Annotated in this window: 22 protein-coding genes; 18 read left to right on the top strand and 4 right to left on the bottom strand. The window is 57.2% G+C overall.

Features of this window, described 5'->3' with window-relative positions:
* Positions 1-135: 135 nt before the first annotated feature.
* A complete protein-coding gene (locus tag FY156_24355; protein ID UXS04591.1) occupies positions 136-873 on the top strand; it encodes an IclR family transcriptional regulator in 738 nt (245 codons plus the stop codon).
* On the opposite strand, the gene FY156_24360 is transcribed toward FY156_24355, so the two are convergent.
* Entirely contained in the window at positions 874-1950 is a 1077-nt protein-coding gene (locus FY156_24360) for a LacI family transcriptional regulator (GenBank protein UXS04592.1), read from the bottom strand. It lies immediately after the preceding gene.
* 238 nt (positions 1951-2188) lie between these two features.
* Between FY156_24360 and FY156_24365 the strand changes: the two genes are divergently transcribed.
* The 7 genes from FY156_24365 (at position 2189) to FY156_24395 (ending at position 9300) form a co-directional block, all read left to right on the top strand.
* Complete coding sequence (locus tag FY156_24365; protein UXS04593.1) at positions 2189-3166, top strand: autoinducer 2 ABC transporter substrate-binding protein; 978 nt, start codon at positions 2189-2191, stop codon at positions 3164-3166.
* A gap of 108 nt (positions 3167-3274) precedes the next feature.
* On the top strand, positions 3275-4765 hold the full coding sequence (locus FY156_24370; GenBank protein UXS05233.1) for a sugar ABC transporter ATP-binding protein: 1491 nt from the start codon (positions 3275-3277) through the stop codon (positions 4763-4765).
* Positions 4758-5771, top strand: coding sequence for an ABC transporter permease (locus FY156_24375; protein ID UXS04594.1), 1014 nt, complete (start codon positions 4758-4760; stop codon positions 5769-5771). Before FY156_24370 ends, FY156_24375 begins: the two co-directional genes overlap by 8 nt.
* Positions 5771-6766 (top strand): ABC transporter permease, encoded by a 996-nt coding sequence (locus FY156_24380; GenBank protein UXS04595.1) that lies wholly within the window; start codon positions 5771-5773, stop codon positions 6764-6766. The genes FY156_24375 and FY156_24380 overlap by 1 nt, the downstream gene beginning before the upstream one ends.
* A 1-nt stretch (position 6767) precedes the next feature.
* The gene (locus FY156_24385; protein ID UXS04596.1) at positions 6768-7616 is read left to right on the top strand and encodes a sugar phosphate isomerase/epimerase; all 849 of its coding nucleotides are present in this window, start codon (positions 6768-6770) and stop codon (positions 7614-7616) included.
* A 61-nt stretch (positions 7617-7677) separates the two neighbouring features.
* Complete coding sequence (locus tag FY156_24390) at positions 7678-8346, top strand: nucleoside triphosphate hydrolase (GenBank protein ID UXS04597.1); 669 nt, start codon at positions 7678-7680, stop codon at positions 8344-8346.
* 84 nt (positions 8347-8430) lie between these two features.
* Positions 8431-9300, top strand: a complete 870-nt coding sequence (locus tag FY156_24395) for a sugar phosphate isomerase/epimerase (GenBank protein ID UXS04598.1) — start codon at positions 8431-8433, stop codon at positions 9298-9300.
* A 133-nt stretch (positions 9301-9433) separates the two neighbouring features.
* Here FY156_24395 and FY156_24400 read toward each other — a convergent pair whose 3' ends face one another.
* Complete coding sequence (locus FY156_24400) at positions 9434-10183, bottom strand: SDR family oxidoreductase (protein ID UXS04599.1); 750 nt, start codon at positions 10181-10183, stop codon at positions 9434-9436.
* Positions 10184-10343: 160 nt separating this feature from the next.
* Between FY156_24400 and FY156_24405 the strand changes: the two genes are divergently transcribed.
* Positions 10344-11270 (top strand): LysR family transcriptional regulator, encoded by a 927-nt coding sequence (locus tag FY156_24405; protein UXS04600.1) that lies wholly within the window; start codon positions 10344-10346, stop codon positions 11268-11270.
* Between the two features lie 294 nt (positions 11271-11564).
* Entirely contained in the window at positions 11565-12473 is a 909-nt protein-coding gene (locus FY156_24410; GenBank protein UXS04601.1) for a GGDEF domain-containing protein, read from the top strand.
* 340 nt (positions 12474-12813) lie between these two features.
* Here the strand turns inward: FY156_24410 and FY156_24415 are convergent, their stop codons facing one another.
* Entirely contained in the window at positions 12814-13437 is a 624-nt protein-coding gene (locus FY156_24415) for a lysophospholipase (GenBank protein ID UXS04602.1), read from the bottom strand.
* Between the two features lie 77 nt (positions 13438-13514).
* Positions 13515-14426, bottom strand: a complete 912-nt coding sequence (locus tag FY156_24420) for a 2-dehydro-3-deoxygalactonokinase (GenBank protein UXS04603.1) — start codon at positions 14424-14426, stop codon at positions 13515-13517.
* A gap of 118 nt (positions 14427-14544) precedes the next feature.
* Here FY156_24420 and FY156_24425 point away from each other — a divergent pair, with 118 nt between their 5' ends.
* From FY156_24425 to FY156_24460, 8 genes are all read left to right on the top strand, one after another.
* On the top strand, positions 14545-15453 hold the full coding sequence (locus tag FY156_24425) for a dihydrodipicolinate synthase family protein (GenBank protein ID UXS04604.1): 909 nt from the start codon (positions 14545-14547) through the stop codon (positions 15451-15453).
* Positions 15450-16616 (top strand): mandelate racemase/muconate lactonizing enzyme family protein, encoded by a 1167-nt coding sequence (locus tag FY156_24430; GenBank protein UXS04605.1) that lies wholly within the window; start codon positions 15450-15452, stop codon positions 16614-16616. Before FY156_24425 ends, FY156_24430 begins: the two co-directional genes overlap by 4 nt.
* Before the next feature lie 24 nt (positions 16617-16640).
* Entirely contained in the window at positions 16641-17912 is a 1272-nt protein-coding gene (locus FY156_24435; protein UXS04606.1) for a sugar ABC transporter substrate-binding protein, read from the top strand.
* A gap of 68 nt (positions 17913-17980) precedes the next feature.
* Complete coding sequence (locus FY156_24440; GenBank protein ID UXS04607.1) at positions 17981-18907, top strand: sugar ABC transporter permease; 927 nt, start codon at positions 17981-17983, stop codon at positions 18905-18907.
* Positions 18908-18917: 10 nt separating this feature from the next.
* Positions 18918-19748 (top strand): carbohydrate ABC transporter permease, encoded by an 831-nt coding sequence (locus FY156_24445; protein ID UXS04608.1) that lies wholly within the window; start codon positions 18918-18920, stop codon positions 19746-19748.
* 2 nt (positions 19749-19750) lie between these two features.
* The gene (gene ugpC / locus FY156_24450; GenBank protein UXS04609.1) at positions 19751-20833 is read left to right on the top strand and encodes a sn-glycerol-3-phosphate ABC transporter ATP-binding protein UgpC; all 1083 of its coding nucleotides are present in this window, start codon (positions 19751-19753) and stop codon (positions 20831-20833) included.
* Positions 20830-21813 (top strand): NAD(P)-dependent oxidoreductase, encoded by a 984-nt coding sequence (locus FY156_24455; protein UXS04610.1) that lies wholly within the window; start codon positions 20830-20832, stop codon positions 21811-21813. The genes ugpC and FY156_24455 overlap by 4 nt, the downstream gene beginning before the upstream one ends.
* Positions 21810-23492 (top strand): helix-turn-helix domain-containing protein, encoded by a 1683-nt coding sequence (locus FY156_24460; protein UXS04611.1) that lies wholly within the window; start codon positions 21810-21812, stop codon positions 23490-23492. Before FY156_24455 ends, FY156_24460 begins: the two co-directional genes overlap by 4 nt.

Consider the following 23492-nt stretch of genomic DNA (forward strand, 5'->3'; position numbering starts at 1 on the left):
TCAAAATTCAGCTTCTCTTGTTGTTGGGGAATTTGTAGGCGGTGAATTTTAGGGAGTCTAGTGCTTGTTTCAAAATTGACACCGAATTCCAATAGTGAAACAAATAGGTGTCCTGATTCGACGAGAGGTAGGTCTATGGGTGTTCTTGACGATACGATTGCAATCTTTGAGTGCTTCTCTTTCGAGGAGCCAGCGATCGGCCAAGCCGATCTTGCACGTCGCCTCGATCGTCCAAAGGCGACTGTGCACCGCGCTCTAAAGAGCCTCGTGGCGTCGGGTTTGCTGGAATATGATCATTCGACGCGGCTCTACTCGCCCGGAATGCGCCTGTTCGAACTTGGCCAGATCTTCCGCTCTCGCCACCATTTTCTGGATATGATCTACAAGCGGGTGAAGCAGATTTGCGATATTGGCGGGCACACCGGCTATATTACCGTATTCGATGGTGCCGACCTCATGGTACTTCGCGTCGTGCGCGGCTCCAACCCTTTGGCGATTGCCTCTACACCCGGCTACAAGTCGTCTGCTTATGCGACTTCAAACGGACGCGCCATGTTGGCGCTTCTGGATGATGCAGGCCTGAAAAACCGGGTGCCGGAACCGCTCCCATTCGTCTCGCCGAATTCCCCGCGGGACCATGCTGAGCTGCTGGAGCGGATTGGTAAAATCCGAGCGACCGGCAGATCCTACGCATCCAACGAGATTGTCGAGGGCGTGTCATCGCAGGGGGTTGCGATGCGCGACCCGGATACGATGGAGATTTTCGGGGTAGCGATTTCTTACCCGGCAAGCCTTGGCAATCCGGAATTGAAGGAGAAGATCGCGGTTCTCCTGGACCAGATGCGGACGGATCTCAGCATCAGGTCGGATTGACTAGAGAGCATTCTGAACTGGCATCGGGTCTCTGATATCGTCGAGGGGGCCTTTGAGTGCGGTTCTTGGCGGAATCAGCTGAGGCTCGACAATGGTGACGACCGGATGTGCCGGTGCAGCTTCCAGTAACTCGAATCCTCTTTCGAGCATTTCGGAAATGTTTGGCTTAGCCATATAGACCGGGAAGGGTAGGAAGGAGGCGAAGGGATCGTAGTCGAAACAGCCGACGACGATATCGCTGAAGGTCTCGCCATCATGCCGGCCGAGGAAGCGAAGCAGTCCCTCGAAGTTGATCGACGAATTTATGAAGAGACAGCGGGGCAAGCGGCCCTCGCGCGCGAAGAACCGCTCGAACGCAAGTTCGGTCATGCGTGGCGAATAACCTGTGATCTCGATGTCGCCGCCGCTTTCCATTCCAAAGAAGGCAGTTTTTGCTTCATGGAAGCCAGCAATACGGTCTCGACTGGCATGGTCGTCGTGGCCGCCGAACAGCACGACATCGGCCGGATCGAGGGCGCCGTTCTTTGCCGCATGCTGCAGGATTGCCGACGTCAGTACTTCCGCTCCATTGCGGTTGTCGGAAATGACCGATGACGCAAATTTGCCGGGTAGATCGATGTTTACATGCGGAAGGCCGGCGCGGGCGCAGACCTGGTGGACGCCATCCGGATCTGTGACACCAGCGATGAACAGCGCATCAATCGAGTAAGCGATCAACGTCTCGACGGTTCGTCGCTCTTCTTCAGGGTCACGTCGGCCCGAAACGACCATCGGAGACAGACCGCGCAAGCGCGCCTGGGCCTCAAATGTTTGCGCCATCGAGGAGAAAAATCTGTTGTCATAGACGGGGACGAGCAGGCCAATCAGGCCGGACTTTGAACTTCTCAGTCCACGTGCCTGGAGGTTGGCAGTGTAGCGATGCGCCTTGGCGAGTGACAAGATCTTGTCCGCTGTTTCCTTGGAAATCCGACGTTTGCGCCATGAGCCATTCAAAACAGCGCTCACCGTGGATGCCGACGCGCCGGACAAAACTGACAGGTCGTAAATGGTGGCTTTCTTGGCGCTGTGGTCCGTCATCATGCTCTCCCGAATGATTCCGATTGTTAGAATATTCGTCCACTTGACGAAAGGTATCTTCGTGTTATGGTTATTGCACCATCGATTGTGCACAAAAGCAATATCGATTGTGCAGATGGTTGCTATGGGAGTGGCGAGGAGCGTCTCGAATGGGCGGGACGGGAAATTTGCGCGTGGCACCACCGAGTCGCTGCGGGCAGATCAAGCTTGCCGGAGTGTTTTTGGAGGAGGAACATCCATGAAGAAACTAATCGCGGCCACTGTGGGCCTGTCGCTTGCGCTGCTCGCATCCGCGGCATTCGCCGATGGACCGAAGGTCGGCGTTGTCGTCAAGATCGGCGGCATTCCCTGGTTCAACGCCATGGAGGCCGGCATTAAGGAGCAGAGCGCCAAGCTTGGTGTTGATGGTTTCATGGTCGGGCCGACGAGCGCCGACCCCGCGCTTCAGGTGCGCGCCATCGAAGACCTGATCGCTCAGAAAGTGGATTTCATTGGTGTCGTGCCGAACGATGCCAAGGTGCTGGAACCGGTATTGAAAAAGGCGCAGGATGCCGGCATCAGGGTTATAACGCATGAATCGCCGAAGCAGGTCGGCGCGACATGGGATTTCGAACTAGCCTCCGCCAAGGGTTTTGGTGAAGCGCACGGCAAGTTGCTGGCCGAAAAGATGGGCGGCAAGGGCTCCTATGCAGTGTTCGTCGGTTCGCTGACCGTGCCACTTCACAACGCCTGGGCCGATGGCGCGATCGCGTACATCAAGGCCAATTATCCGGACATGAAACTTATCGGCGACCGTTATGGCGTGGCCGAAGACGTCGACAAAAGCCGTTCGACTGCACTCGACCTGATGGCCGCAAATGCAGATCTCAAGGGCTTCCTTGCTTTCGGATCGCAAGGTCCGATCGGTGCGGGTCGTGCAGTTGAAGAGCGCCGCAAGGACGGCAAGGTCTTCGTCATTGGCCCGTTCTCGCCGGGACAGGGCGCAAAACTCATCAAATCAGGCGCGCTGACCGGCGGCTTCATGTGGAACCCGAAGCAGGCTGGCGAAGTATTCATCACGCTTGCGGACCGTATTGCCAAGGGCCAGGACCCCAAGGCGGGTGACGACATTCCCGGCCTCGGCAAGATCACACCAGACGGCAACACGATTGTGGTCGATCAACTGCTGAAGATCGACAAGGAAAGCATCGACAAGCTGGTTTCGATGGGCCTCTGATCCTCCCCAAGGCCTGGGGTCGCGCCGAGCAGGCTCGGTGCGACCCACCCTTAATCCATCATCCACAGCATCCGCCTCAGAGGCGGCTGAGCGAAGAGATTTGCCATGATGAGCGCTGAACCGCTCCTTTCCCTCAAAAACATCAAGATTACATTCGGCGGCGTCCGTGCGCTGAAAGGCGTGTCGTTCGAGGTCAATCCCGGGGAAGTGCATTGCCTTGCCGGCGAAAATGGTTGCGGCAAGAGCACCCTGATCAAGATCATCACCGGTGTCTATAAGCCTGAGGAAGGGGCAGAGTTTTTCTTTGACGGACAGCCCATCACGGCCATGACCCCGAGCCTGGCGCAATCGCTTGGAATCCAGGTGATCTGGCAGGATTTGGCGCTTTTCGGTGAAATGACCGTGGCCGAGAATATCGGGTTTCAATACGCCGTCAGCGGCAAGTACGGTCTCGTCGACAAGCGCGCCATGGAGGCGGCGGCCGAAAAGGCCCTTGCTCGTCTCGGTGTCTCGCTTGATCTTCATCTGCCACTCAAGGAGTTGCCAATTGCCCAGCGCCAGATCGTCGCCATTGCCCGCGCATTGGTGGGTGAAGCGCGGCTGGTCTTCATGGACGAACCCACCGCATCATTGACACAGTCGGAAACTGATTATCTGATCGAAATTGTCCTCAACCTCTCCGCTTCCGGTGTGGCTGTCGTTTTTGTCTCGCATCGTCTAGCTGAAGTGCTGGAAATCTCCGACCGCATGACGGTATTGCGCGATGGCGCTCTGGTCGGTGTGTTTCCGGTCGAAGGCATGACCCAGTCACGTGTGACAGAACTAATGACTGGCCGCAATTTCGACAGCGCCGTCATTGCAGCCGACCATGATGACCAACCGGTTGTGCTGTCTGTCCGCAATCTATCCCGTGCCAACGAGTTCGAAGACATCTCCTTTGATCTGCGCCGTGGGGAAACGCTCGGTGTGACAGGGCTTCTCGGTGCCGGCCGGACCGAATTGGCGCTCACCCTGTTCGGGATGCGCCAGCCGCATGCCGGTGAGATTGTGCTTGAGGGTGATAAGGTCCGTTTTGGCTCGAACCGGGACGCCATCCGCGCCGGTGTCGCCTATCTCTCGGAAGATCGCCTTTCGCTCGGACTCAACCAGCCGCAGTCGATTGCTGACAATCTTGTCATGGCCTCGCTCGATCGAATTCTGTCAGGTGGTCTCATCTCGCCGGCAAAAAAGGAAAATGTTGTCGATCACTGGATTTCAGCGCTCGGGGTGAAGATCGGGAAACCCGAAGATCCGATCCGCACGCTTTCCGGCGGCAACCAGCAGCGTGTCGCGATCGCCAAATGGCTGGCGATTGGACCGAAGATCCTCATTCTCGATGCTCCAACGGTCGGTGTCGATGTCGGAGCCCGGGCTGGCATTTTCGACATTGTGCGCAAGCTTGCCGCCGAAGGGCTGTCGATCATCCTGATCTCCGACGAACCGCCGGAAGTCTATTTCAACGCTGATCGCATCATCCACATGGCCGAAGGCCGGATCAAGGCGACCTATGACCCGCGACAGATGTCGTTGACCGATCTGGAAGGAGCTGTCTATGCGTAGGTTGATGCTTGGCCATACGACCGAGTTCACGCTTCTGGCGGTGATGATTGTCTTATGCACCGCGTTGTCATTTGCGACTGACCGGTTTTTCACCATCTCCAATGCCTTTGATGTTTTGAACGTCTCGGCCGTCAACATTATATTCGCGGTTGGCTTGCTTGTTGTGCTGATCTCCGGCGGGATCGACATATCCTTCGCCGTTGCAGCCTCGGTGGTGCAATATGTTACGGTGCTGGCGCTTGGTGCGCTTGGCGGCGGTAACTGGGCCGAAGGTTTCATTATTGCAGGTGCGGTTGGTATCGGCCTTGGCATGATCAACGCGGCGCTTGTGTACCGCTTTCAGATCATCTCGATCGTCGCGACCATTTCCACCTTCAACATATTCTTCGGGCTGTTGATGTTCTTCACCAAGGGGGTGTCGATCTACGATCTGCCGGAATGGCTGACCACGCGTGTCGTCTTCTACGAACGCGAGATGGCGGATGGTTCCTGGCTGGAACTGACCTTGCCGGTCGTCGTGATGATTGTCTGCTGCGTCGCGACCTGGTTCATGATTTCCCGTACGACAATCGGCCGCCAGCTTTATGCATTTGGCGACAATCCCGAAGGTGCGCGCCGGTTCGGCATCAATATCGGCGCCATGCACTTCATTTCTTTCGGATGGCTTGGTCTCATGGCCGGGATCGGTGGGCTTATGCAGGCTCATTACGCTGAAGAAGTTGTCCCCAACGCGCTTTATGGTCGTGAACTCGACGTTCTCGCCGCAACTGTGCTTGGTGGCGCGCGCCTTGGTGGTGGCAAAGGGTCGGTCATCGGCTGTGTCCTCGGCGTGTTGATGGTCTCTGTCACGCAAAATGGCCTCAACCTGATGGGTGTCTCGCCTTTCGCCTTCAAGATGATTGTCGGCGCAATCATTCTCATTGCCATCACGCTCTCCTCTGCGCGGATCGACAAGCTTCTGCCGTTCTTCGCAAAGGGGCATGCTCATAAGAGGAGCGCACGTTGATGACGTCGCTTATCCGCAGGCTCAACACTCTCTTCGGCGCGGACATGACCGGCCCGGTCATCGCTTTCTTCGCTGTAATGGTGATTTTCGGTTTCGGTGCCGATAACTTCCTGTCGCTTGGCACTTTTGGCTCCGTGGCATTCCAGCTTCCCGAACTCGGGCTGCTGACACTGGCGATGCTCCTGCCGCTTTTGACGGGGGGCATCAACCTGTCTGTGACCTTCACCGCCAATCTTTCGGGCCTTGCCGCCGCTGGCGTGCTGCAGGCCTATGGTGGCGTTGACGCACCGGCCAGTGCCTTCGCACTTGCCGTGGCGGCGGCGCTTTTGACTGGTGGCGCTGCTGGCCTGATGACCGGAGCAGCAATCGCCTATACCCGTGCCCATCCGATCCTTGTGACGTTGTCGATGATGATATTTCTGCGTGGTCTAGGAGAGTTCCTGACACGTGGTGGCGACGTCTCCGGTTTCCCGAGCTACATGGCGCCGATTGGGCACGAATCGATCTTTGGACTGCCGATCCCGCTTCTGATCTTCATTGCGTGCGTCGGGCTTTGGCAGGTGCTGCTGACCCGTACCAAGCTTGGCTTCGGTTTGCTCATGATCGGCTCTAACATCGAAGCTGGCCAGTATTCGGGGCTCAATACCCGCCGTATCATCATCCTGGTCTACACGCTGTCGGGCATCATGTGCGCGGTGGCCGGCATTATCATGCTCGCGCGCTTCAATTCCGTTCGCATCGGCCACGGTGAATCATATCTGCTCATTACCGTGCTCGCGGCATTTCTCGGCGGGATCAATCCGTTCGGTGGATTTGGACGCGTGCTGCCCGTTTTCGTCGCTCTCGTGGTCCTGCAACTTCTGTCTTCAGGTCTCAATTTGATGGGCGCCAACCAGCATCTCGCGACAGCGCTCTGGGGTGTTTTGATGATCGTCGTGATGGCGGCCCGCAGTGTGGCTTCCAGCTATTTCCTATCCCGTAGAAAGAAGGTCTGACGTGCAAGGTTTCGGTATTCACGCAATGATGTGGTCCACCGTGTGGGACCATGCCGGTGCCGAGCGCGCCATTGCCGGCGCTGCCCGTTACGGGCAGGACTACATTGAGATCCCGCTGATCGACATTCCAGCAGTCGATGCACCCCATAGTCGTGCGTTGCTCGAGAAACATTCCCTTCGTGCAGCCTGCTCCCTTGTCCTGCCTGAAACTGCCTGGGCTTCCGCTCGTCCCGATGCGGCGGTCGAACACCTCAAGGCCGCACTCGACAAAGCGGCCGAGATAGGTGCTGAGGCTCTGACAGGCGTGACCTACGGTGGCACCAATGAGCGAACGGGTTTTCCACCTACGCAGGGTGAATACGACAATCTCACGCGCGCACTCGGCGCTGCCGCAAGGCATGCGAAATCGCTTGGGCTTCAGTTTGGCGTCGAGGCGGTCAATCGTTACGAAAACCATCTCGTTAATTCCGCAGAACAGGCGGTGGCTTTGGTCGAGCGGATCGGGCTCGACAACGTCTTTGTCCATCTCGACACCTTTCACATGAATATGGAGGAGAAGGGCATTGCCAACGGCATTGTCGCCGCCCGCAATCACCTGAAATATATGCACATGTCCGAAAGCGACCGCGGCACACCGGGTTTGGGCAATATTGCGTGGGACGAAATCTTCGCAGCACTTGCGGCGATCGGTTTTAAGGGCCTGCTCACTCTGGAAAGTTTTGTCACCATGCAGGCCGAAATGGCCGGTGCGATCTCGACCTGGCGGCCTGTGGCGCGAGACGCAGATGAGGTTCTGGACAAGGGCGTGGCCTTCCTTCGCGACAAGGCGGACCAGTACCGCATTTTCTGAATGGGCTATTCGCCTTGGCAAGCTGCCTATTTTTTCTTTAACGACCGTGGCGAGGACCACTTTGAAGACAATAGACGACAATGCGCGTGAGATTGCCACGCACACCCTGGCACACGCCGCCGAGAAAAAAGGGCGGCGGGTTATGATTGCGATTGCGGGTGCGCCGGGATCGGGGAAATCCACAATTGCCGAGCATGTTGTAGAGCAGTTGAACCGTGAGGACGGTATCTCGGCAGCGCTATTTCCGATGGACGGATACCATTATGACGATGCGGTGCTTGAAGATATGGGCCGCCGTGCGTTCAAAGGTGCGATCGATACCTTCGATGCACACGGACTGCGCCATATGCTTGTGCGCCTCAAGGCCAACGAAGACGACGTGATCGCTGTGCCGGTCTTCGACCGTTCGATCGAGATTTCTCGTGCAGGCGGAAGATTGATACCGCAATCCGTCGATATCATTGTTTGCGAAGGCAACTACCTGCTTTCGCACCAGACGCCGTGGGATCGTCTGAAGCCAATTTTCGATCTGACGGTCTTCGTTGACGTCGATGAGAATGATCTGCGTCGACGCCTTCAAGATCGTTGGCGCGGCTTCGGACTGGATGATGCCGAAATCACCAGAAAGGTTGAGGAAAACGACCTTCCCAATGGCATGTCGATCATCTCAACGAGCGCCGAACCGGACTTGCGCGTGAAAAATCCGGGCAGCGGCCAGAACGAGTTCTGAGACCGATACGATTTCCCGCACCGATCAACGAGGTGCTGCGGTCGTGAAACTGACACCGATAGCTGAAAATTGAGAGAGGCTCTTATGAAACACGGAATCTATTACTCCTACTGGGAACATGAGTGGAGCGCCAAGTTCGGTCCGTATATCGAGAAGGTTGCCAAACTTGGCTTCGATGTTATCGAGGTCGCCGCCCATCATATCAACGAATATAGCGATGCAGAACTTGCCGAGATCAGGCAGAGCGCGAAGGATAACGGTATCATTCTGACTGCGGGCATCGGGCCGTCCAAGACGAAGAATCTATCCTCGCCGGATCTGGCGGTGCGCCAGGCCGGCAAGTTGTTCTTTGAACAGACACTGACGAATGTTGCCAAGCTCGATATCAAGACAATCGGTGGCGCTCTGCATTCCTATTGGCCGGTGGATTATTCGAAGCCGGTTGACAAGGACGGCGATCGTGCCCGTGGCGTTGAGGGTATCCATGATATCGCGGACTTTGCCGGCAATCTCGGTATCAATCTTTGCATCGAGGTTCTAAATCGCTTCGAAAACCACGTTCTCAACACTGCTGCGGAAGGTGTTGCTTTCGTGAAGGACGTCGGCAAATCGAACGTCAAGGTCATGCTCGACACGTTCCACATGAACATCGAAGAAGATAGCTTCGGTGAGGCCATCCGTACCGCCGGGCCACTGCTTGGGCATTTCCACACTGGAGAAAGCAATCGTCGCGTACCGGGCAAAGGCCGCATACCGTGGCATGAAATCGGCCTCGCACTTCGCGATATCAACTATACCGGTGCCGTCGTGATGGAACCCTTCGTCAAAACCGGTGGCACCATCGGCTCCGACATCAAGGTTTGGCGCGATCTGACCGACGGCGCCAATGAAGCAAAAATGGACGAAGATGCTCGCAATTCCCTGGCCTTCTCACGCTTCGTGCTGGGGGGCTGATACAAGGTGCAGACAATGGGACGGTTTGGCGGCGGTGTTCGCACCATCCTGATCCACTGTGCTTAGAATGGAAGAGGCCGCGAATGCGGCCCCTTTCTAAATGGAATTGTCGAAAGCGAATGATGGCACGCGTTCAAAGCGTGCCCATGCCACCGTCCATCATCAACTCCGCGCCGACTGTAAAGCTTGCTTCATCAGAGGCCAGAAACACCACGGCTTTGGCGACTTCTGATGGGGTGCCAAAACGGCCGGCAGGAACTTGCGCCAAAACGCCTGCGGCCATTGCCTTTGTGCCTTCTTCAGAAAGACCGAGCTTGCCGTAAAGCGGGGTGGTGATGGGGCCTGGGCTGACAGCATTGATGCGGATGCCGCGTCCGATCAGCTCCCCTGACAATGTCCGCGCCATGGACAGAAGTGCGGCTTTGCTGGCGCCATAGACGCTCGATGTTGGCATGCCGACATGCGCGTTGACCGAAGTGTTGAGCACAATCGAAGCCGGGTTGCTCAAAAGCGGCAAGAGCGCCTGGATAAGGAAGAACGGCCCCTTTACGTTGATGTCGAAGGTGCGTTCAAACCCGGCTTCGTCCCAGTTTTCGATAGGCCGGAGATCGGCGACACCGGCATTGACGAAGACAATGTCGAGCTTGCCGAATGCCTTCTCGATTTCGGTGGCGACGGTTTTTTGTGCAGAAACGTCGCTGGCATCGGCACGAATGATCAGCACGTCGTCACCAAGTTCGCTACGTGCAGCTTCCATGGTTTTCGGGTTCGTACCGGTAATGGCGACACGGGCGCCTTCGGCGATGAATTGTTTAGCGGTTTCGAGGCCGATGCCGCTGGTGCCGCCGGTGATCAGGGCAGTCTTGTTTGCGAGACGGTTCATGGTGGTGGTCCTTTTCAAATCAATGAGTTGGTCGGTTGAGCAAGACCGGTCGGCGCATCTGTTGTCTTCGTCAGGCCGTTTGCTTGAGGTGAATATGGCTTTTTTTCTTCGTTCGGATTAGTCTGCAAAAGACGGTTCTATTTTCCGGATTTTCCGAACGATGATGAAGCTTGAAGGCATTGCCGTTTTTGTTGCGATCAGCGAAGCGGGTTCGATCAGCGAGGCAGCGAGACGCCTGCGACAATCGAAATCCGTTGTCAGCGAACGGCTGGCAGAACTGGAGCGAGCCCTGGGTGCCAAACTCGTGCATCGGACGACGCGCCGGCTGACCTTAACGGAGGACGGTGCTGCCTTCCTCAACCGCGCCCGGCGAATTGTCGGAGATGTCGAAAGTGCCGCAGCAGATATGGCAGAGCGGCGCGGCGCCATGGTCGGACCGCTGCGTATTTCTGCGCCCGTGACCTTTGGGCGCATGCACCTCGGGCCAGCGCTTTATCCGTTTCTTAGAGCTCATCCGCAGATCGAGTTGACGCTGGATCTCGACGACCGCAGGGTGGACGCGAGCTCTGGCGGGTTCGATGCCGTTATCCGTCACGGCCCCATTCTCGATTCACGATTGATGGCGTGGAAACTCGCTCCAAGCAGACGCGTGCTTTGTGCCTCGCCCGAATATATCGCCGAACATGGAGCGCCGGGTTCGATTGATGAACTGTCAGGTCACAGAGGTATTTTCTACACCAATCGCGGCGTTGCCGACTGGCGCTTTCCACGCGGTTCTGCTGGAGGTGTCGATGCCGACGCGATCGTTGTGCATGGGCGATTGGGATTAGGACTGAACAACGGAGACATGATCCGAGATGCCGCAATAGCGGGGTTGGGTATCGCGTTGCTGCCGATGTTCATTGCCGGTCCGGCGATGAAGTCAGGCGCGCTTCTTCCCATCGATGTCGGTATGCGGCCCGAGGGCGAGTTTATCTATATGGCGCACCCTGAGGGACGCAACCCTTCGGCCAAACTGCGTGCTATGGCAGATCATCTGAGCGCGACGTTCGGAAGTCCACCTTATTGGGATCATCCGACGGTGTGAAGCTTGTAAATAAAAGCGAGATTTTCTTGCCATTGTTCCCGTTTTTCCAATGCGAAAATAAGCGAAATTTGTTTTCTCAAACCATCGGTTTTCCTCGTTCGGTCAGCGCAAAGGCTTCGGCCTTGTAAACGAGGGGATTGGGCTTGGAATGGCGGGTCCATTTCTCACCTTGACAGACCGGGTTTTCCACAGGCGATGGCCTCGATCGTTAAAAATTTAACAATTCATTTAATATTCCGCTCATTCACGGGTCTTTACCTTTCGCCCGGCTGGGGATGGTCCGAAAGGTTACAGATGTTTGCAAAGATCCGATCATCACTGACACTCAAACTGTTTTTCGCATCCTTCGTAAGTACCCACCTTCCGCTCGTAGCAGCACTTATCTATTACATTAAAAATCAACACCTTGAACCGATGACGACGATTGCTCTTCTGCTTGCGGCAACTGTCGCCGGAACCGCACTTTGCCTTGGTTCGCTTTGGTTGTCGCTGCATCCTCTGAGGCAGTTGCGAGCCGCAATCCTGCAGTTCCGCAAGTCACGGACCGCGTGCGACATGCGTTCGGAGCGCAGAGACGAGATCGGGCTGATCACGAATGCCTTTTCCAACCTCACCACGGATCTGGCGAGAACGCTCGAAACCCTCGAGCGCCAGGCAACGTTTGATGTTTTGACGGGGCTGCGCAACAGACGTTGGCTGATTGACAACGCTCCGGCCCCGATGTCGCGCGCCAAGCGGGAGGGCACCAACCTCGCCGTAATCGCGATGGATATCGACCATTTCAAATCGATCAATGACCACTATGGACATGATGTGGGCGACAGGGCGCTGACCGCTGTTGGTGCTGTAATTCTTGCCGGTGTACGTCCCTATGACCTGGCAGCTCGCATTGGTGGAGAGGAGTTCGCCATTCTTCTGCCAGGCTGTGACCAGGCTGCGGCAAGTGAAATTGCCAATCGCATGAGAATGCAGTTGGCCCGCACGTCCATCTTGCCGGATGGTGGCGCCGTCACCGCAAGCTTCGGTGTTTACCAGGCGTCGCCAGAAACAGAGACCCTGGCCACCATGCTAAAACAGGCTGATACAAACCTCTATACGGCCAAGCGTGCCGGACGAAACCGTGTGATCGGATCTCGCGCCAATGCTCTTGAGCACAGTTTCTCACCTCGAGACGAAAAACGCAGATCGACAAGAGACGCTTGAGCCTGGATCGATAAAGGTGGTTTACGTTCGACGGCGACAATGATGTGGCCGTCGAACTCTGTTTTCAGTCAAAGGAACTGCTTATCCGGGGGGCGACAGAGGTGGTTTGCGAACAGCTTTGGAAGCGTAAGGCCGTGTAAGAATTTGAGACCATTCGAAGCCGCGATCATCCCTCAATGCCATTATTGAAAAGGCGCATGCTGCAGCCGAGGCGGAGCTTCTTGTGGTCTACGAGGGGGCGACGCTTGCGCAAATCGTCCAGTTGGTGCTCGCCGAAAATGAATAGGGTTCGGCAAACGTCTCGTTTGAAAGCGGGCGAGAAGTGGAAGCGTCCCCTCTATCAATGAAAAAGGCCGCTAGCTTTCAGGGCGCCAGACCAGACCGCATAACCGGCAGCGTTCATGTGTACCAGATCGGGAAGGTAGTATCGAAACATCGGTAAACCATTCTCACCGATGAGCCCCGCACTCGGATCCAGCCATTTGGTTTTGCCTGCGCCATCGCACCAGTCGCGAACGAGGTGGTTGAACTGCTCGAATTCGTCGCGGTAGATCCAGCGTGCGGGGCTGTGTTTGATCAACAGAACATAGACTTCCGCCTCAGGCAATTTTTCTGAAATTCGCGCGCGCAAGTCCTGCAAGTGTTTGAAGGTCGTGCGGGCTGTCAGGCCATCGCTTGCGATATCGTTTTCACCGAAATAGAGCGCGATCCGGCGTGATTTGAGCGGTGTCAAAAGCTGATCGAGATAATGAATGCCGGAGAGGCAGGTGCCGCCACCGAAGCCAAGATTGACGACGTCAAATGACCCAAGATCTTCCGCAATGGAATTCCAGATCCGGAAGGAAGACGATCCATAGAACGCGATTGGGTCAGCCGGCAGGCCAATACGCTCCAGTCGCGCCAGCACGGTGATGATATCGTTTTCGTGACGGCTCGTGCCGATATTATTGGGAAAATCGTACATCTCGATCCTCAAGCTTGCTGGCAGTTGTTGAACAGGCGAACACATCGTTGTTTGGATGCCATGTTCGCCTGCCAGACTTACGATAGCGTTTCGTTCAGGATCGTGAGGGCGCCGCGGGTCAGTGCGTCGTCAGACCCCATGGATATGTTGAGACCAAACAGGTTCGCGGCGATCAGATAAAGATCGTTGAGACCATCATTGCCCACGATGACGGCAGGCTGCCCTTCGGAAAACCATCCTGCTTCGCGGGCCTGCAAGAATTCCTGCCCGATCACCAGCCCATGGACGTAGGAGCGCAACTGGTCTGCTGAAAGTTTTCCGGCGAGCCCGCCAGTTCTCGCGGAGAAGAGGAGCGATAGCATGCTGCCAGACTTTTTCGCTTCTTCAAGGCCCCAGCGATACGCTGCCGGATCATTGACAGGGGGCTGTGTCGCACCGCGTGCAATAAAGGAATGGTTCAGCAGCAAGGCAAAGATCTCACCAGTCACGAAAGTCTGGAAACCGTCGATCCTGCCAGCCTTGATGCGCGCCCATTTGCTGTGGGTTCCAGGCAGAATAACGGTTGCGTCTTCCGACAGGCCGTAGCCGACGACCTGGGTTTCCTCGCCGCGCATCACGTCCGGAAACGGCTGTCGAGCAGGGTCGGTCAAACCTGGCAGGAACACCAGTTCGGAACCATTCGGCAATGATCGTCTCACGGTGCCGGCAGCAAGCTCTGCCGGTCCAGCGGGGATGGGAACATAGGCGACTTCAACCCAGCCGTTGCGGCTCGTGATCATGCCCAGTGCTGCAACCGGTAGAGCGCCGTGTGCGGTAAACCAGCCATCAAGCGCCGTCATGAGTGCGGCTTCGTGTTCCCCCTTGGCGAGCGTCGAAATACCTTGCGCCGTTTCAAGGCTGTCCAACTCTTCTCCACTGCTGGCGACCAGTGCCGCCCTCAAGGATGTGGTCCCCCAGTCGACAATGATCGATGTCGCTTGCTGGTCCATTGCGTAAGCCTCCTCCGCTTCATGTGCTCTGGGGGCTTGTCATAAGGCTCCATCCTATGTAGTGTCAATTAGTGAATTCAAGGTATCAATATATGATACTATTTTGGGAGGTGAGGAAATGGTGGGAGGCCTGAAGGGCATTTTGCCTGTTTTGCCGACGCCCTTTTTGGCGAACGGCGAGGTTGATGAAGCGGGAATGCAGCGCCTGGTCCAGTTTGCGCTCAAGCAGAACGTGGACGGCGTGGTCTTTCCTGGCTTTGCCAGCGAGGTCGAAAGCCTGACTGCAGACGAGCGGGCAACGCTGCTGAAGATCGTTGTCGCAACCGCGGCGGGCCGAGTCCCTGTCGTAGCAGGGGCAAGTGCCGCTGATTGGCGCGAAGTTGTCCAGCATGGCCGGGTTGCTGCCAACCTCGGTGTTCGCCACCTGATGGTTCAGCCGCCGAAATCGGTCGGCACCGATGCGCCGGCATTGATCGAATTCCTTGGCAAGATCGTCGCGGAACTGCCTGAGGTCGAGATCATTCTTCAGAATGCTCCAGCACCTCGCGGGTCTGATCTGTCGCCGCAAGCCATTATCGAAATCGTCCGCGCACTTCCGCGCGTCGCTTATGTGAAAGAAGAAACTCTGCCGGCAGGTCCGGCAATCAGTCACATCATTGCGCATGCTCCCGCAACGCTGAAAGGCGTGATCGGTGGTGGTGGCGCGCGTTACATTCTCGACGAATATGCGCGTGGAGCAACGGCTGCCATGCCAGCGCTGGAAATCGTTGAGGAGCATGTTGCCATCGACCGGGCACTAAACGCCGGCAAACATGATGAAGCCCGCAAGATCTACGTTCGGACCTTGCCCCTTTTGGTGTTGCAGGCTGTCTATCGCATGCGCCTGACCAAGCATGTGCTGGCACGCCGCGGTGTGATCGATGGGGTTGGTGTTCGCGCCGCGACGCCCGAGCTTGATGCCGCTGCCATTGCCGATATTGATGCCAATCTTGTCGAGCTTGGTTTGTTGTCTGCGGAGGCCGCATGAACAGCCCCATTTCGACCGTTGAGGTTTTTACGCTGACCCAAGCGCGTAAGGTGCCCTATCTTGGTGCACTTAGGCCGGGTGAGGTCGTCAATCCGAATGGTTATGTCGTGCGCAAGGGAAACCGGACCGTCTATCCGACGTTTGATCGCAGCGTGCTTGTTCGCATGACCACAAAGTCAGGAACCGTGGGGTGGGGCGAAACATATGGCATTGTTGCACCCGGTGCTGTTGCAGCCCTGATCAATGATCTGCTCGCCGGTTTTGTGGTCGGGCGCAATGCCTCGGACCCCTCGGCGATCTATGATGATCTCTATGACATGATGCGGGTTCGCGGTTATACCGGCGGTTTTTATGTCGATGCGCTGGCAGCCCTCGATATCGCGCTGTGGGACATTGCCGGACAGGAAGCTGGCAAATCGGTGCGTGACATGCTCGGTGGCGGCGTGGACGTGTTTCCAGGCTATGTTTCGGGCCTGCCCGAAAAAACGCTCGAGGCGCGCGGAGACCTGGCGAAATACTGGCAGGACCGTGGTTTCAACGCCTTCAAGTTCGCAACGCCGGTCGCCGACGATGGTCCGGCGGCAGAGATGGAAAACCTGCGGAGGGTGCTTGGACCAGATGCAAGGATTGCCGCGGACATGCACTGGAACCAGACGCCGGAACGGGCGCTGGAACTGATCGCGGAGATGGCGCCCTTTGATCCCTGGTTTGCAGAGGCGCCTGTCTGGACAGAAGACATTGCCGGATTGGAAAAAGTCTCCAAGGGAACGGACATCCCGATTGCTGTGGGCGAAGAGTGGCGGACCCATTGGGATATGCGAGCCCGCGTCGAGCGGTGCCGCATTTCCATCGTGCAGCCGGAGATGGGCCACAAGGGTATCACCAACTTCATCCGTATCGGCGCTCTTGCGGCCGAACACGGTATTGACGTGATACCGCATGCCACCGTCGGTGCCGGCATATTCCTGGCAGCCAGCCTGCAGGCATCGTCAACATTGCCGACCCTGAAAGGGCATGAATTCCAGCATTCGATCTTCGAACCAAACCGTGCCCTCCTCGAAGGGGACATGGATTGCCGCGAAGGCCGTTACCATTTGCCGTCCGGGCCAGGGCTCGGCGTGAGACCGTCGTCGACAGCGATCGGTCTGCTTGAACGTATCTAAATTGGTTCTTTGGAGGAGGAAGCCATGAACAAGACAATGAGGAAGATGGTGCTCTGCGCCACAACGGCCGGCTTGATGACGGTGGGCGGCATCGCCCCGGCGATGGCCGATACCGTTTTGAAATTCATCTCCTGGCAGACGGATGATGCCGGCACCGGCGAGTGGTGGCATTCGGCGATCGCGGCCTTCGAAAAGCAGCATCCGGGCGTTAAGATCGAATTCACCAAGGCGGAACGCAGTTCGTATGCTGACACGATGACAACGCTGTTTGCGGCCAACCAACCGCCTCAGATCGTCCATCTTGCCTCGTTCGAATTCCAGATGTTCGCCGACAGCGGCTGGCTGGAGCCGCTCGACCCGTGGCTCAAGAAAGACGGTATCGACATGACCGGCTGGGCAGGGCAGCAGAAATGCGAATGGAATGGCCAGACCGTCTGCATCATGACGAACTATTTTGGCTTCGTCATGGCCTACAACAAGAAGCTTCTCGATGCCGCTGGCGTTGCGGTTCCCAAAACCTACGACGAGTTCCTCGCCGCGGCAAAGGCGACCACCAAGGATCTGAACGGCGATGGCATCATCGACCAGTTCGGCACTGGTCACGAAACCAAGGGCGGGCCGGGCCAGTATCTCACCGAGATGTTGAACTACATCATCGATGCGGGAGCCTATTGGACCGACAAGGATGGTAACATCACCATCGATACGCCACAGATGGTCGAGGGGCTGACACGCTGGAAAACCGTCATGAAAAGCGGTGTTAGCCCGGTCGATATGAGCGCAAGCGATGTGCGCAAACTGTTTGCCGATGGCAAGATGGCGATGCGTCTCGATGGTCCATGGCTTTATGGCACCACGGAAAAAGGTGCAGCCAAGAGTGACATTGTTTACGCGGCTCCACCGCTCAACCCGCCGCTTGGCGGTTCGTCTAACGTCCTGGCGATGCCAGCCGACATTCCTGACGACCAGAAAGAGCTCGTGTGGGATTTCATCAAGCTGACGATGACGCCGGAGTTCCAGCGCAGCTACGCGACGATGGGTGGCAACACGCCGCCCAGTCCCAAGGCTGATGTTTCCGGTGTCGAAAAAACCATTCCGCATTTCCCGGTTCTGATCGAGACGATGAAGAAAGCCTCCGAGGCCGGCATCGATCGGATTCCGACCGGGCTTGAGCTCTTCTACAACGAGTTCAGCAAGATGGTGATGGAAGAAAGCCAGCGGATGATCATTCAGGATCTTGATCCGGCCGACGTCGCCAAAACCATGCAGTCCAAGGCCGAGTCTATCAAAGGCTGACCCGAGCAAGGGCATGGCCCGCGTCAGCGGGCCATGGGCATCATAAGAATCCGGCAGGAGGACCATCCATGACCGACACCGTCCAGGCGGGGCGTCGCAAGTTTTTCGATCTTGCGCGCCCGAGCCGGCAACATCTACTCGGCTATATCCTGATCGCTCCGGCGGTTCTGATGGTTGCCGCCATCATCGTCTGGCCGCTGATCCTGGCGATCGACCTGTCGTTTCAGCAGGTCAAGATTCCCCGGTTGGGAGGGGCGAGCCGGCCGTTTTCTCTGGTTAACTACACCTGGCTTTTCACCTCTCAGGAGTTCTGGCTTGCCTGTTGGGTCACCCTCAAGCTGGTGGCCGTCGTGACCTTCGGCAGTGTTGCTGTCGGCTTGAGCACGGCACTCCTGGCCAACAATCGTTTCAAAGGTCGCGCCGCGGCGCGTCTCGGTATGGCGCTGCCTTGGGCGGTGCCTGAAATCATCGCTGTCGTTATCTTCGCCTGGATGTTCGATACGTCGTTCGGTCTGTTCGGCTGGCTGGCAATCCAGCTCGGTTTCACTGACCAGATGATTCCCTGGGTCAGCAGTTCGACGGCAGCTTTCTGGGCTGTTGCAATTACCATGGTTTGGAAGGGCTTCCCCTTCGTGTCGATCATGTGTCTTGCAGGTCTGCAGTCAATTCCGGCCGATTATTACGCGGCTGCCAAGGTCGATGGCGCCAGTGTCTGGCAGCGGTTTCGATGGATCACCATGCCGTTGCTGATGCCGGTGCTCGGCGTCACGCTTGTCCTCACCCTGCTTTGGGTTTTCCGGGACTTTTCCATCATCAAGGTGCTGACGGGCGGCGGGCCACTGCGTTCGACGCAGACACTGTCGATCATGACCTACGATCAGGCATTCCAGTATCACAACTTCGGCCGCGCAGCCGCAGTCGGCGTGCTGACGCTGGTGATCTGCATCATCGCCAGCCTGCTGATGCTCGGCCGGCGTTCCAAGTCCATTTATTGAGGAGGCTTTGATGAAGCGCACATTCGCACAGAGCCTCGCTCTTTATGTCACCGTGATCTTCACTTTGGTGATGATCCTGTTTCCCGTCTACTGGTTGCTGGTCACAGCGCTTTCCACCACGGATGAGCTTTACCGTCTGCCACCGACTTTCTGGCCGGACGACGCGCAGTGGGACATCTTTGCCCGCGTGTGGGCGGCAAAGCCAATTCTTCTCTGGCTGTGGAACTCCATGCTTGCCGCTGTTGGTTCGGTGGCACTTTCGATGCTGGTTTCGGTCAGTGCCGGCTACGCCTTGTCACGTTATTCCATGCGTGGCGGTGCCACGATGGGGCTTTTCGTTCTGACGGCAAAGATGCTGCCTGCGACACTTCTGGTCATCCCGCTGTTTTCGATCTTTTCCAGCTTCGGATTGATCGGCAGCCTGTGGACGCTGGTACTCGCCCATTCCACCATGATCATTCCTTTCGCCACTTGGATGCTGAAGGGATATTTTGATACGATCCCGAAGGAGCTTGAACAGGCGGCAATGGTGGACGGGTGCTCTCCGATCGGAGCCATGATCCGTGTTGTCCTGCCGATTGCAACGCCCGGGCTCGCCGCCACCGCACTCTACGCCTTCGTGTTAAGCTGGGCTGACTACGCCTATGCGCGAACCTTTCTGGTCAATTCGCCCGATAACTGGACGGCGAACCTCGGCATCACCACCATGCAGGGCGAATATGTTACCTACTGGAACGACATCTCCGCTGCATCGGTGTTCATCGCCCTTCCGATCATCGCAATCTACCTATTCCTTGAACGTTATTTGGTCGGCGGCCTGACCGCTGGCGCGGAGAAGTAAGCATGGCCAATATTTCCATTCGCAATGTCAGCAAATCCTATGGTGCGCTCAACGTGCTCCAGCCGTTTTCTCTGGAGATCGAGAACGGCGAGTTCGTTGTCCTTGTTGGTCCCTCCGGTTGCGGCAAATCGACGATGCTGAAAATCCTGGCAGGTCTGGAACCTGCCAGTGAAGGCCAGATTTTTATCGGTGATCGCGAGGTGACGGATCTCGCACCGGGAGACCGGGACATCGCCATGGTCTTCCAGAACTACGCGCTTTATCCGCACCTGACGGTCCGCCAGAACATCGGCTTCGGGCTGAAAATGCGCGGCACTGATCGGGGGGAGATCGATCGGCGGGTGGATGAAGCGGCGCGCATTCTCGAGGTCACACCTTATCTCGACCGCAAGCCGAAGGACCTGTCGGGCGGTCAGCGTCAGCGCGTGGCACTCGGACGTGCGATTGTTCGCCAGCCGCAAGCCTTTTTGATGGACGAGCCGCTATCGAACCTTGATGCCAAGCTGCGTGTCCACATGCGCGCCGAAATCGGTGCTCTGCACAAGCGCATCGGTGTGACCACCGTTTATGTCACGCATGATCAGGTTGAGGCCATGACAATGGCAGATCGCGTTGTCATCATGCAGGGCGGCGTTATCCAGCAGATTGCTGCACCCGACGAGCTGTTCAATAACCCCGCGAACCTGTTCGTTGCCGGTTTCATCGGTTCTCCCGGCATGAATTTTCTCAACGCGGATTTGCGCGATGGCAAGTTGACTGCATTCGGGCAGCAGATTTCCCTGTCACGCGCGGTGGATCGGCAGGGACCAGTTGTTGTGGGGTTACGTCCCGAACATCTCGTTCTCGGTGAGGCTCCGGTCACGTTTGGGGTGCGTCCGACATTGATTGAAAGCCTTGGTTCGGAAAAATACGTTTATTTCGATGCTGAAGGCGCCAGGATTGCGCAAGGTGAAGAGGACAAGTCGAAAGGGCTGATTGCACGCGTTTCGCACACCGGCAGCCTTCCGAAAGACGAAGAAATCCGGCTCGGTTTCGATCCAGCCCAACTTTATCTCTTCGATGCAACTACGGGTGAACGGCTATGATCCTTGTAACTGGATCGGCAGGGCGCGTTGGACGCGCTGTAGTGGCGGCATTGCGCGCTCAGGCTCGGTCGGTTCGTGGCTTTGATCTGCGACCCTCTGATACAGGCGGCGAAGAGGTCGTCGGTTCGCTGGAAGATGCCGGTGCGCTAACAAAGGCCTTGGCGGGCGTAACGGATGTCCTGCATCTCGGCGCCTTCATGTCCTGGGTACCAGCAGACCGCGACCGTATGTTTTCGGTCAATGTCGATGGTACACGCCGCCTGCTGGATGCTGCCTCAGCAGCCGGGGTCAAGCGGTTTGTGTTTGCATCCTCGGGTGAGGTCTACCCGGAAAACCGGCCGGAATATCTGCCCGTTACCGAGGAACATCCACTCAATCCAAGTTCGCCTTATGGACTGACCAAGCTGCTCGGCGAAGAACTCGTACGCTTTCACCAAAGAACCGGATCGATGGAAACGGTGATCTTGCGCTTCTCGCATACGCAGGATGCAGCGGAATTGCTGGATGAGAACAGTTTCTTCTCCGGTCCGCGCTTTTTCCTCGCTCCCCGAATTCGCCAGCAACAGACCTTTGGTAATCTTGCGGCTGTCGAGGCCATGCGAACGAAAGACATTGGTGCACCTGCCCATGTGCTTGCACGCAATGAAAACGGTCGGCCGTTCCAGATGCACATCACCGATACCCGTGACATGGTGGCGGGCATTCTTCTGGCACTCGATCACCCTGATGCGGCGGGCGGCATTTTCAATCTCGGGGCCGACAACCCTGTGGATTTTTCGGAATTGTTGCCCCGCATGGCGGCATTGACTGGCTTACCCATCGTGACAGTCGATTTTCCCGGCGCTGGCGTCTATTACCACACATCGAACGAGCGGATCAGAAACACCCTGGGGTTTGAAGCGGAATGGACGATGGACCGGATGCTGGACGAGGCGGCGGCCGCAAGGCAAAAACGCCTGGCGATGGAGCAGACGCGATGAAACCCGAGACACCCGGCGGCACTGCGGCGCTGGCCAAGGGGTTGACGCTTCTCGATATGGTGGCGGATGCTCCGGAGCCGCCCCGTTTTGCGGAGCTTCTGCGTGCCTCCGGTCTGCCGAAGCCGACCTTCGCCCGTATACTTCGAACATTGATTGCCTATGGTCTCGTGCGGCAGGACGAGGCGCGCGGCACGTATGTTCTTGGACAGCGATTCCTTGAGATGTCGCACAAGGTCTGGGAAAGTTTTGATCTGGTGTCTGCGGCAACGCCTGAGCTCGAGCGGCTGGCCGCAGAGCTCGGCGAAACCGTGGCTTTGTGTCGGCTTGACGGCGTCATGGCCCTTTATCTGGCGGAACGCTCGCCAAATGGACTGTCCGTGCGCGTCGAGGTTGGCCGTCGTGTTCCATTGCACTGCACGGCACCCGGCAAGGCGCTGCTCGCCTTTCAGGACCCCGCAGTCGGCCGTTCCCTGGTGGACCGCCTGACACTTGACCTGCAGACAGCCCAGACAATTACGACCATCGAAGCGTTGCAGGCCGATCTGACGCTGACCCGGGCGCGTGGCTATTCGATTTCTTATGAGGAGCATCTGCCCGGCGTGAATTCGGTCGCTGCACCCGTGATGGGACGCGACAACACGCCAATAGGTGTTCTCGTGGCGCTCGGGCCGTCCTCCCGTCTGGAGGCGTCCAATATTCACCCGGCCGGACGAGAATTGATCGCTGCCGCAAGGCGCATCACCGGTGCTGCGGGTGCTGTTGCCATCAGTTCTCGCCCGCGTCCGCGCTCTGCCGTCAGCCGCCCGACCGCCGATTTGAGCTGCATCTTGCCATGGGGCGCGCAATTGGGTGAAAGCCCGGTCTGGCATGAGGCGGAAAATGCCCTTTATTGGGTGGATATCCTGCATCCGGCCGTCCATCGTTTCGATCCATCGACCGGCCGCAACGAGACGTGCGAAACCGGTAAGCTGGTCAGCGCCGTGATTCCCGTGACGGGTGAACGTCTGCTTGTCGCGTCTCAGGATGGATTGGAGTGGCTCGATTTTGCCTCGGGCCGACTGTCACCGTTCGTCAGTCCGGAGGCTTCCATTGCCGATAACCGCCTGAATGACGCCAAATGTGGTCCGGATGGTGCGATCTGGGTTGGCTCCATGCGTATTGACGCATCCAAGCCGACCGGTGCGCTCTATCGCATCAATGCCGCAGGTGAATTCGAACGTAAGGAGGGGGGCATCGTCGTCTCCAACGGTCTCGGCTGGAGCCCGGATGGTCGCACCTTCTATTTTGTTGACACCGTTCCGGGGCTGATCCACGCCTATGATTGCGATCCACAGACCGGTGCGCTGTCTTCGCATCGTGAATTTGCCCGTATTTCCGTTGCCGATGGACGACCCGACGGTCTCGCCGTCGACGCCGAAGGTGGCGTATGGTGTGCAATCTGGGACGGCTGGTGCGTGCGTCGTTATCTGCCGAACGGCAAGCTGGATCAGGTCATAGAGTTGCCGGTGCCGCGACCGACCAGTGTCGCCTTTGGTGGTCCGGATCTCTCTACACTGTTCATCACCAGCGCCCGGACACGCCTGCCGGCATCAACGCTTGCGGATGCGCCACTTTCCGGTGGTCTGTTTTCCTGTCGTCCCGGTGTGTCCGGAGCACGTATTTCACTGTTTGAAGGATAA

The organism is Agrobacterium tumefaciens (genome assembly GCA_025559845.1).
Taxonomy (GTDB): Bacteria; Pseudomonadota; Alphaproteobacteria; order Rhizobiales; family Rhizobiaceae; genus Agrobacterium.

Excerpts from the sequence above, each read along its gene's own strand:
- FY156_24355 (UXS04591.1), top strand. The coding sequence starts at position 136 with ATGGGTGTTCTTGACGATACGATTGCAATCTTTGAGTGCTTCTCTTTC.
- FY156_24360 (UXS04592.1), bottom strand. The coding sequence starts at position 1,950 with ATGACGGACCACAGCGCCAAGAAAGCCACCATTTACGACCTGTCAGTT.
- FY156_24365 (UXS04593.1), top strand. The coding sequence starts at position 2,189 with ATGAAGAAACTAATCGCGGCCACTGTGGGCCTGTCGCTTGCGCTGCTC.
- FY156_24370 (UXS05233.1), top strand. The coding sequence starts at position 3,275 with ATGAGCGCTGAACCGCTCCTTTCCCTCAAAAACATCAAGATTACATTC.
- FY156_24375 (UXS04594.1), top strand. The coding sequence starts at position 4,758 with ATGCGTAGGTTGATGCTTGGCCATACGACCGAGTTCACGCTTCTGGCG.
- FY156_24380 (UXS04595.1), top strand. The coding sequence starts at position 5,771 with ATGACGTCGCTTATCCGCAGGCTCAACACTCTCTTCGGCGCGGACATG.
- FY156_24395 (UXS04598.1), top strand. The coding sequence starts at position 8,431 with ATGAAACACGGAATCTATTACTCCTACTGGGAACATGAGTGGAGCGCC.
- FY156_24400 (UXS04599.1), bottom strand. The coding sequence starts at position 10,183 with ATGAACCGTCTCGCAAACAAGACTGCCCTGATCACCGGCGGCACCAGC.
- FY156_24405 (UXS04600.1), top strand. The coding sequence starts at position 10,344 with ATGATGAAGCTTGAAGGCATTGCCGTTTTTGTTGCGATCAGCGAAGCG.
- FY156_24410 (UXS04601.1), top strand. The coding sequence starts at position 11,565 with ATGTTTGCAAAGATCCGATCATCACTGACACTCAAACTGTTTTTCGCA.
- FY156_24415 (UXS04602.1), bottom strand. The coding sequence starts at position 13,437 with ATGTACGATTTTCCCAATAATATCGGCACGAGCCGTCACGAAAACGAT.
- FY156_24420 (UXS04603.1), bottom strand. The coding sequence starts at position 14,426 with ATGGACCAGCAAGCGACATCGATCATTGTCGACTGGGGGACCACATCC.
- FY156_24425 (UXS04604.1), top strand. The coding sequence starts at position 14,545 with ATGGTGGGAGGCCTGAAGGGCATTTTGCCTGTTTTGCCGACGCCCTTT.
- FY156_24430 (UXS04605.1), top strand. The coding sequence starts at position 15,450 with ATGAACAGCCCCATTTCGACCGTTGAGGTTTTTACGCTGACCCAAGCG.
- FY156_24435 (UXS04606.1), top strand. The coding sequence starts at position 16,641 with ATGAACAAGACAATGAGGAAGATGGTGCTCTGCGCCACAACGGCCGGC.
- FY156_24440 (UXS04607.1), top strand. The coding sequence starts at position 17,981 with ATGACCGACACCGTCCAGGCGGGGCGTCGCAAGTTTTTCGATCTTGCG.
- FY156_24445 (UXS04608.1), top strand. The coding sequence starts at position 18,918 with ATGAAGCGCACATTCGCACAGAGCCTCGCTCTTTATGTCACCGTGATC.
- ugpC (UXS04609.1), top strand. The coding sequence starts at position 19,751 with ATGGCCAATATTTCCATTCGCAATGTCAGCAAATCCTATGGTGCGCTC.
- FY156_24455 (UXS04610.1), top strand. The coding sequence starts at position 20,830 with ATGATCCTTGTAACTGGATCGGCAGGGCGCGTTGGACGCGCTGTAGTG.
- FY156_24460 (UXS04611.1), top strand. The coding sequence starts at position 21,810 with ATGAAACCCGAGACACCCGGCGGCACTGCGGCGCTGGCCAAGGGGTTG.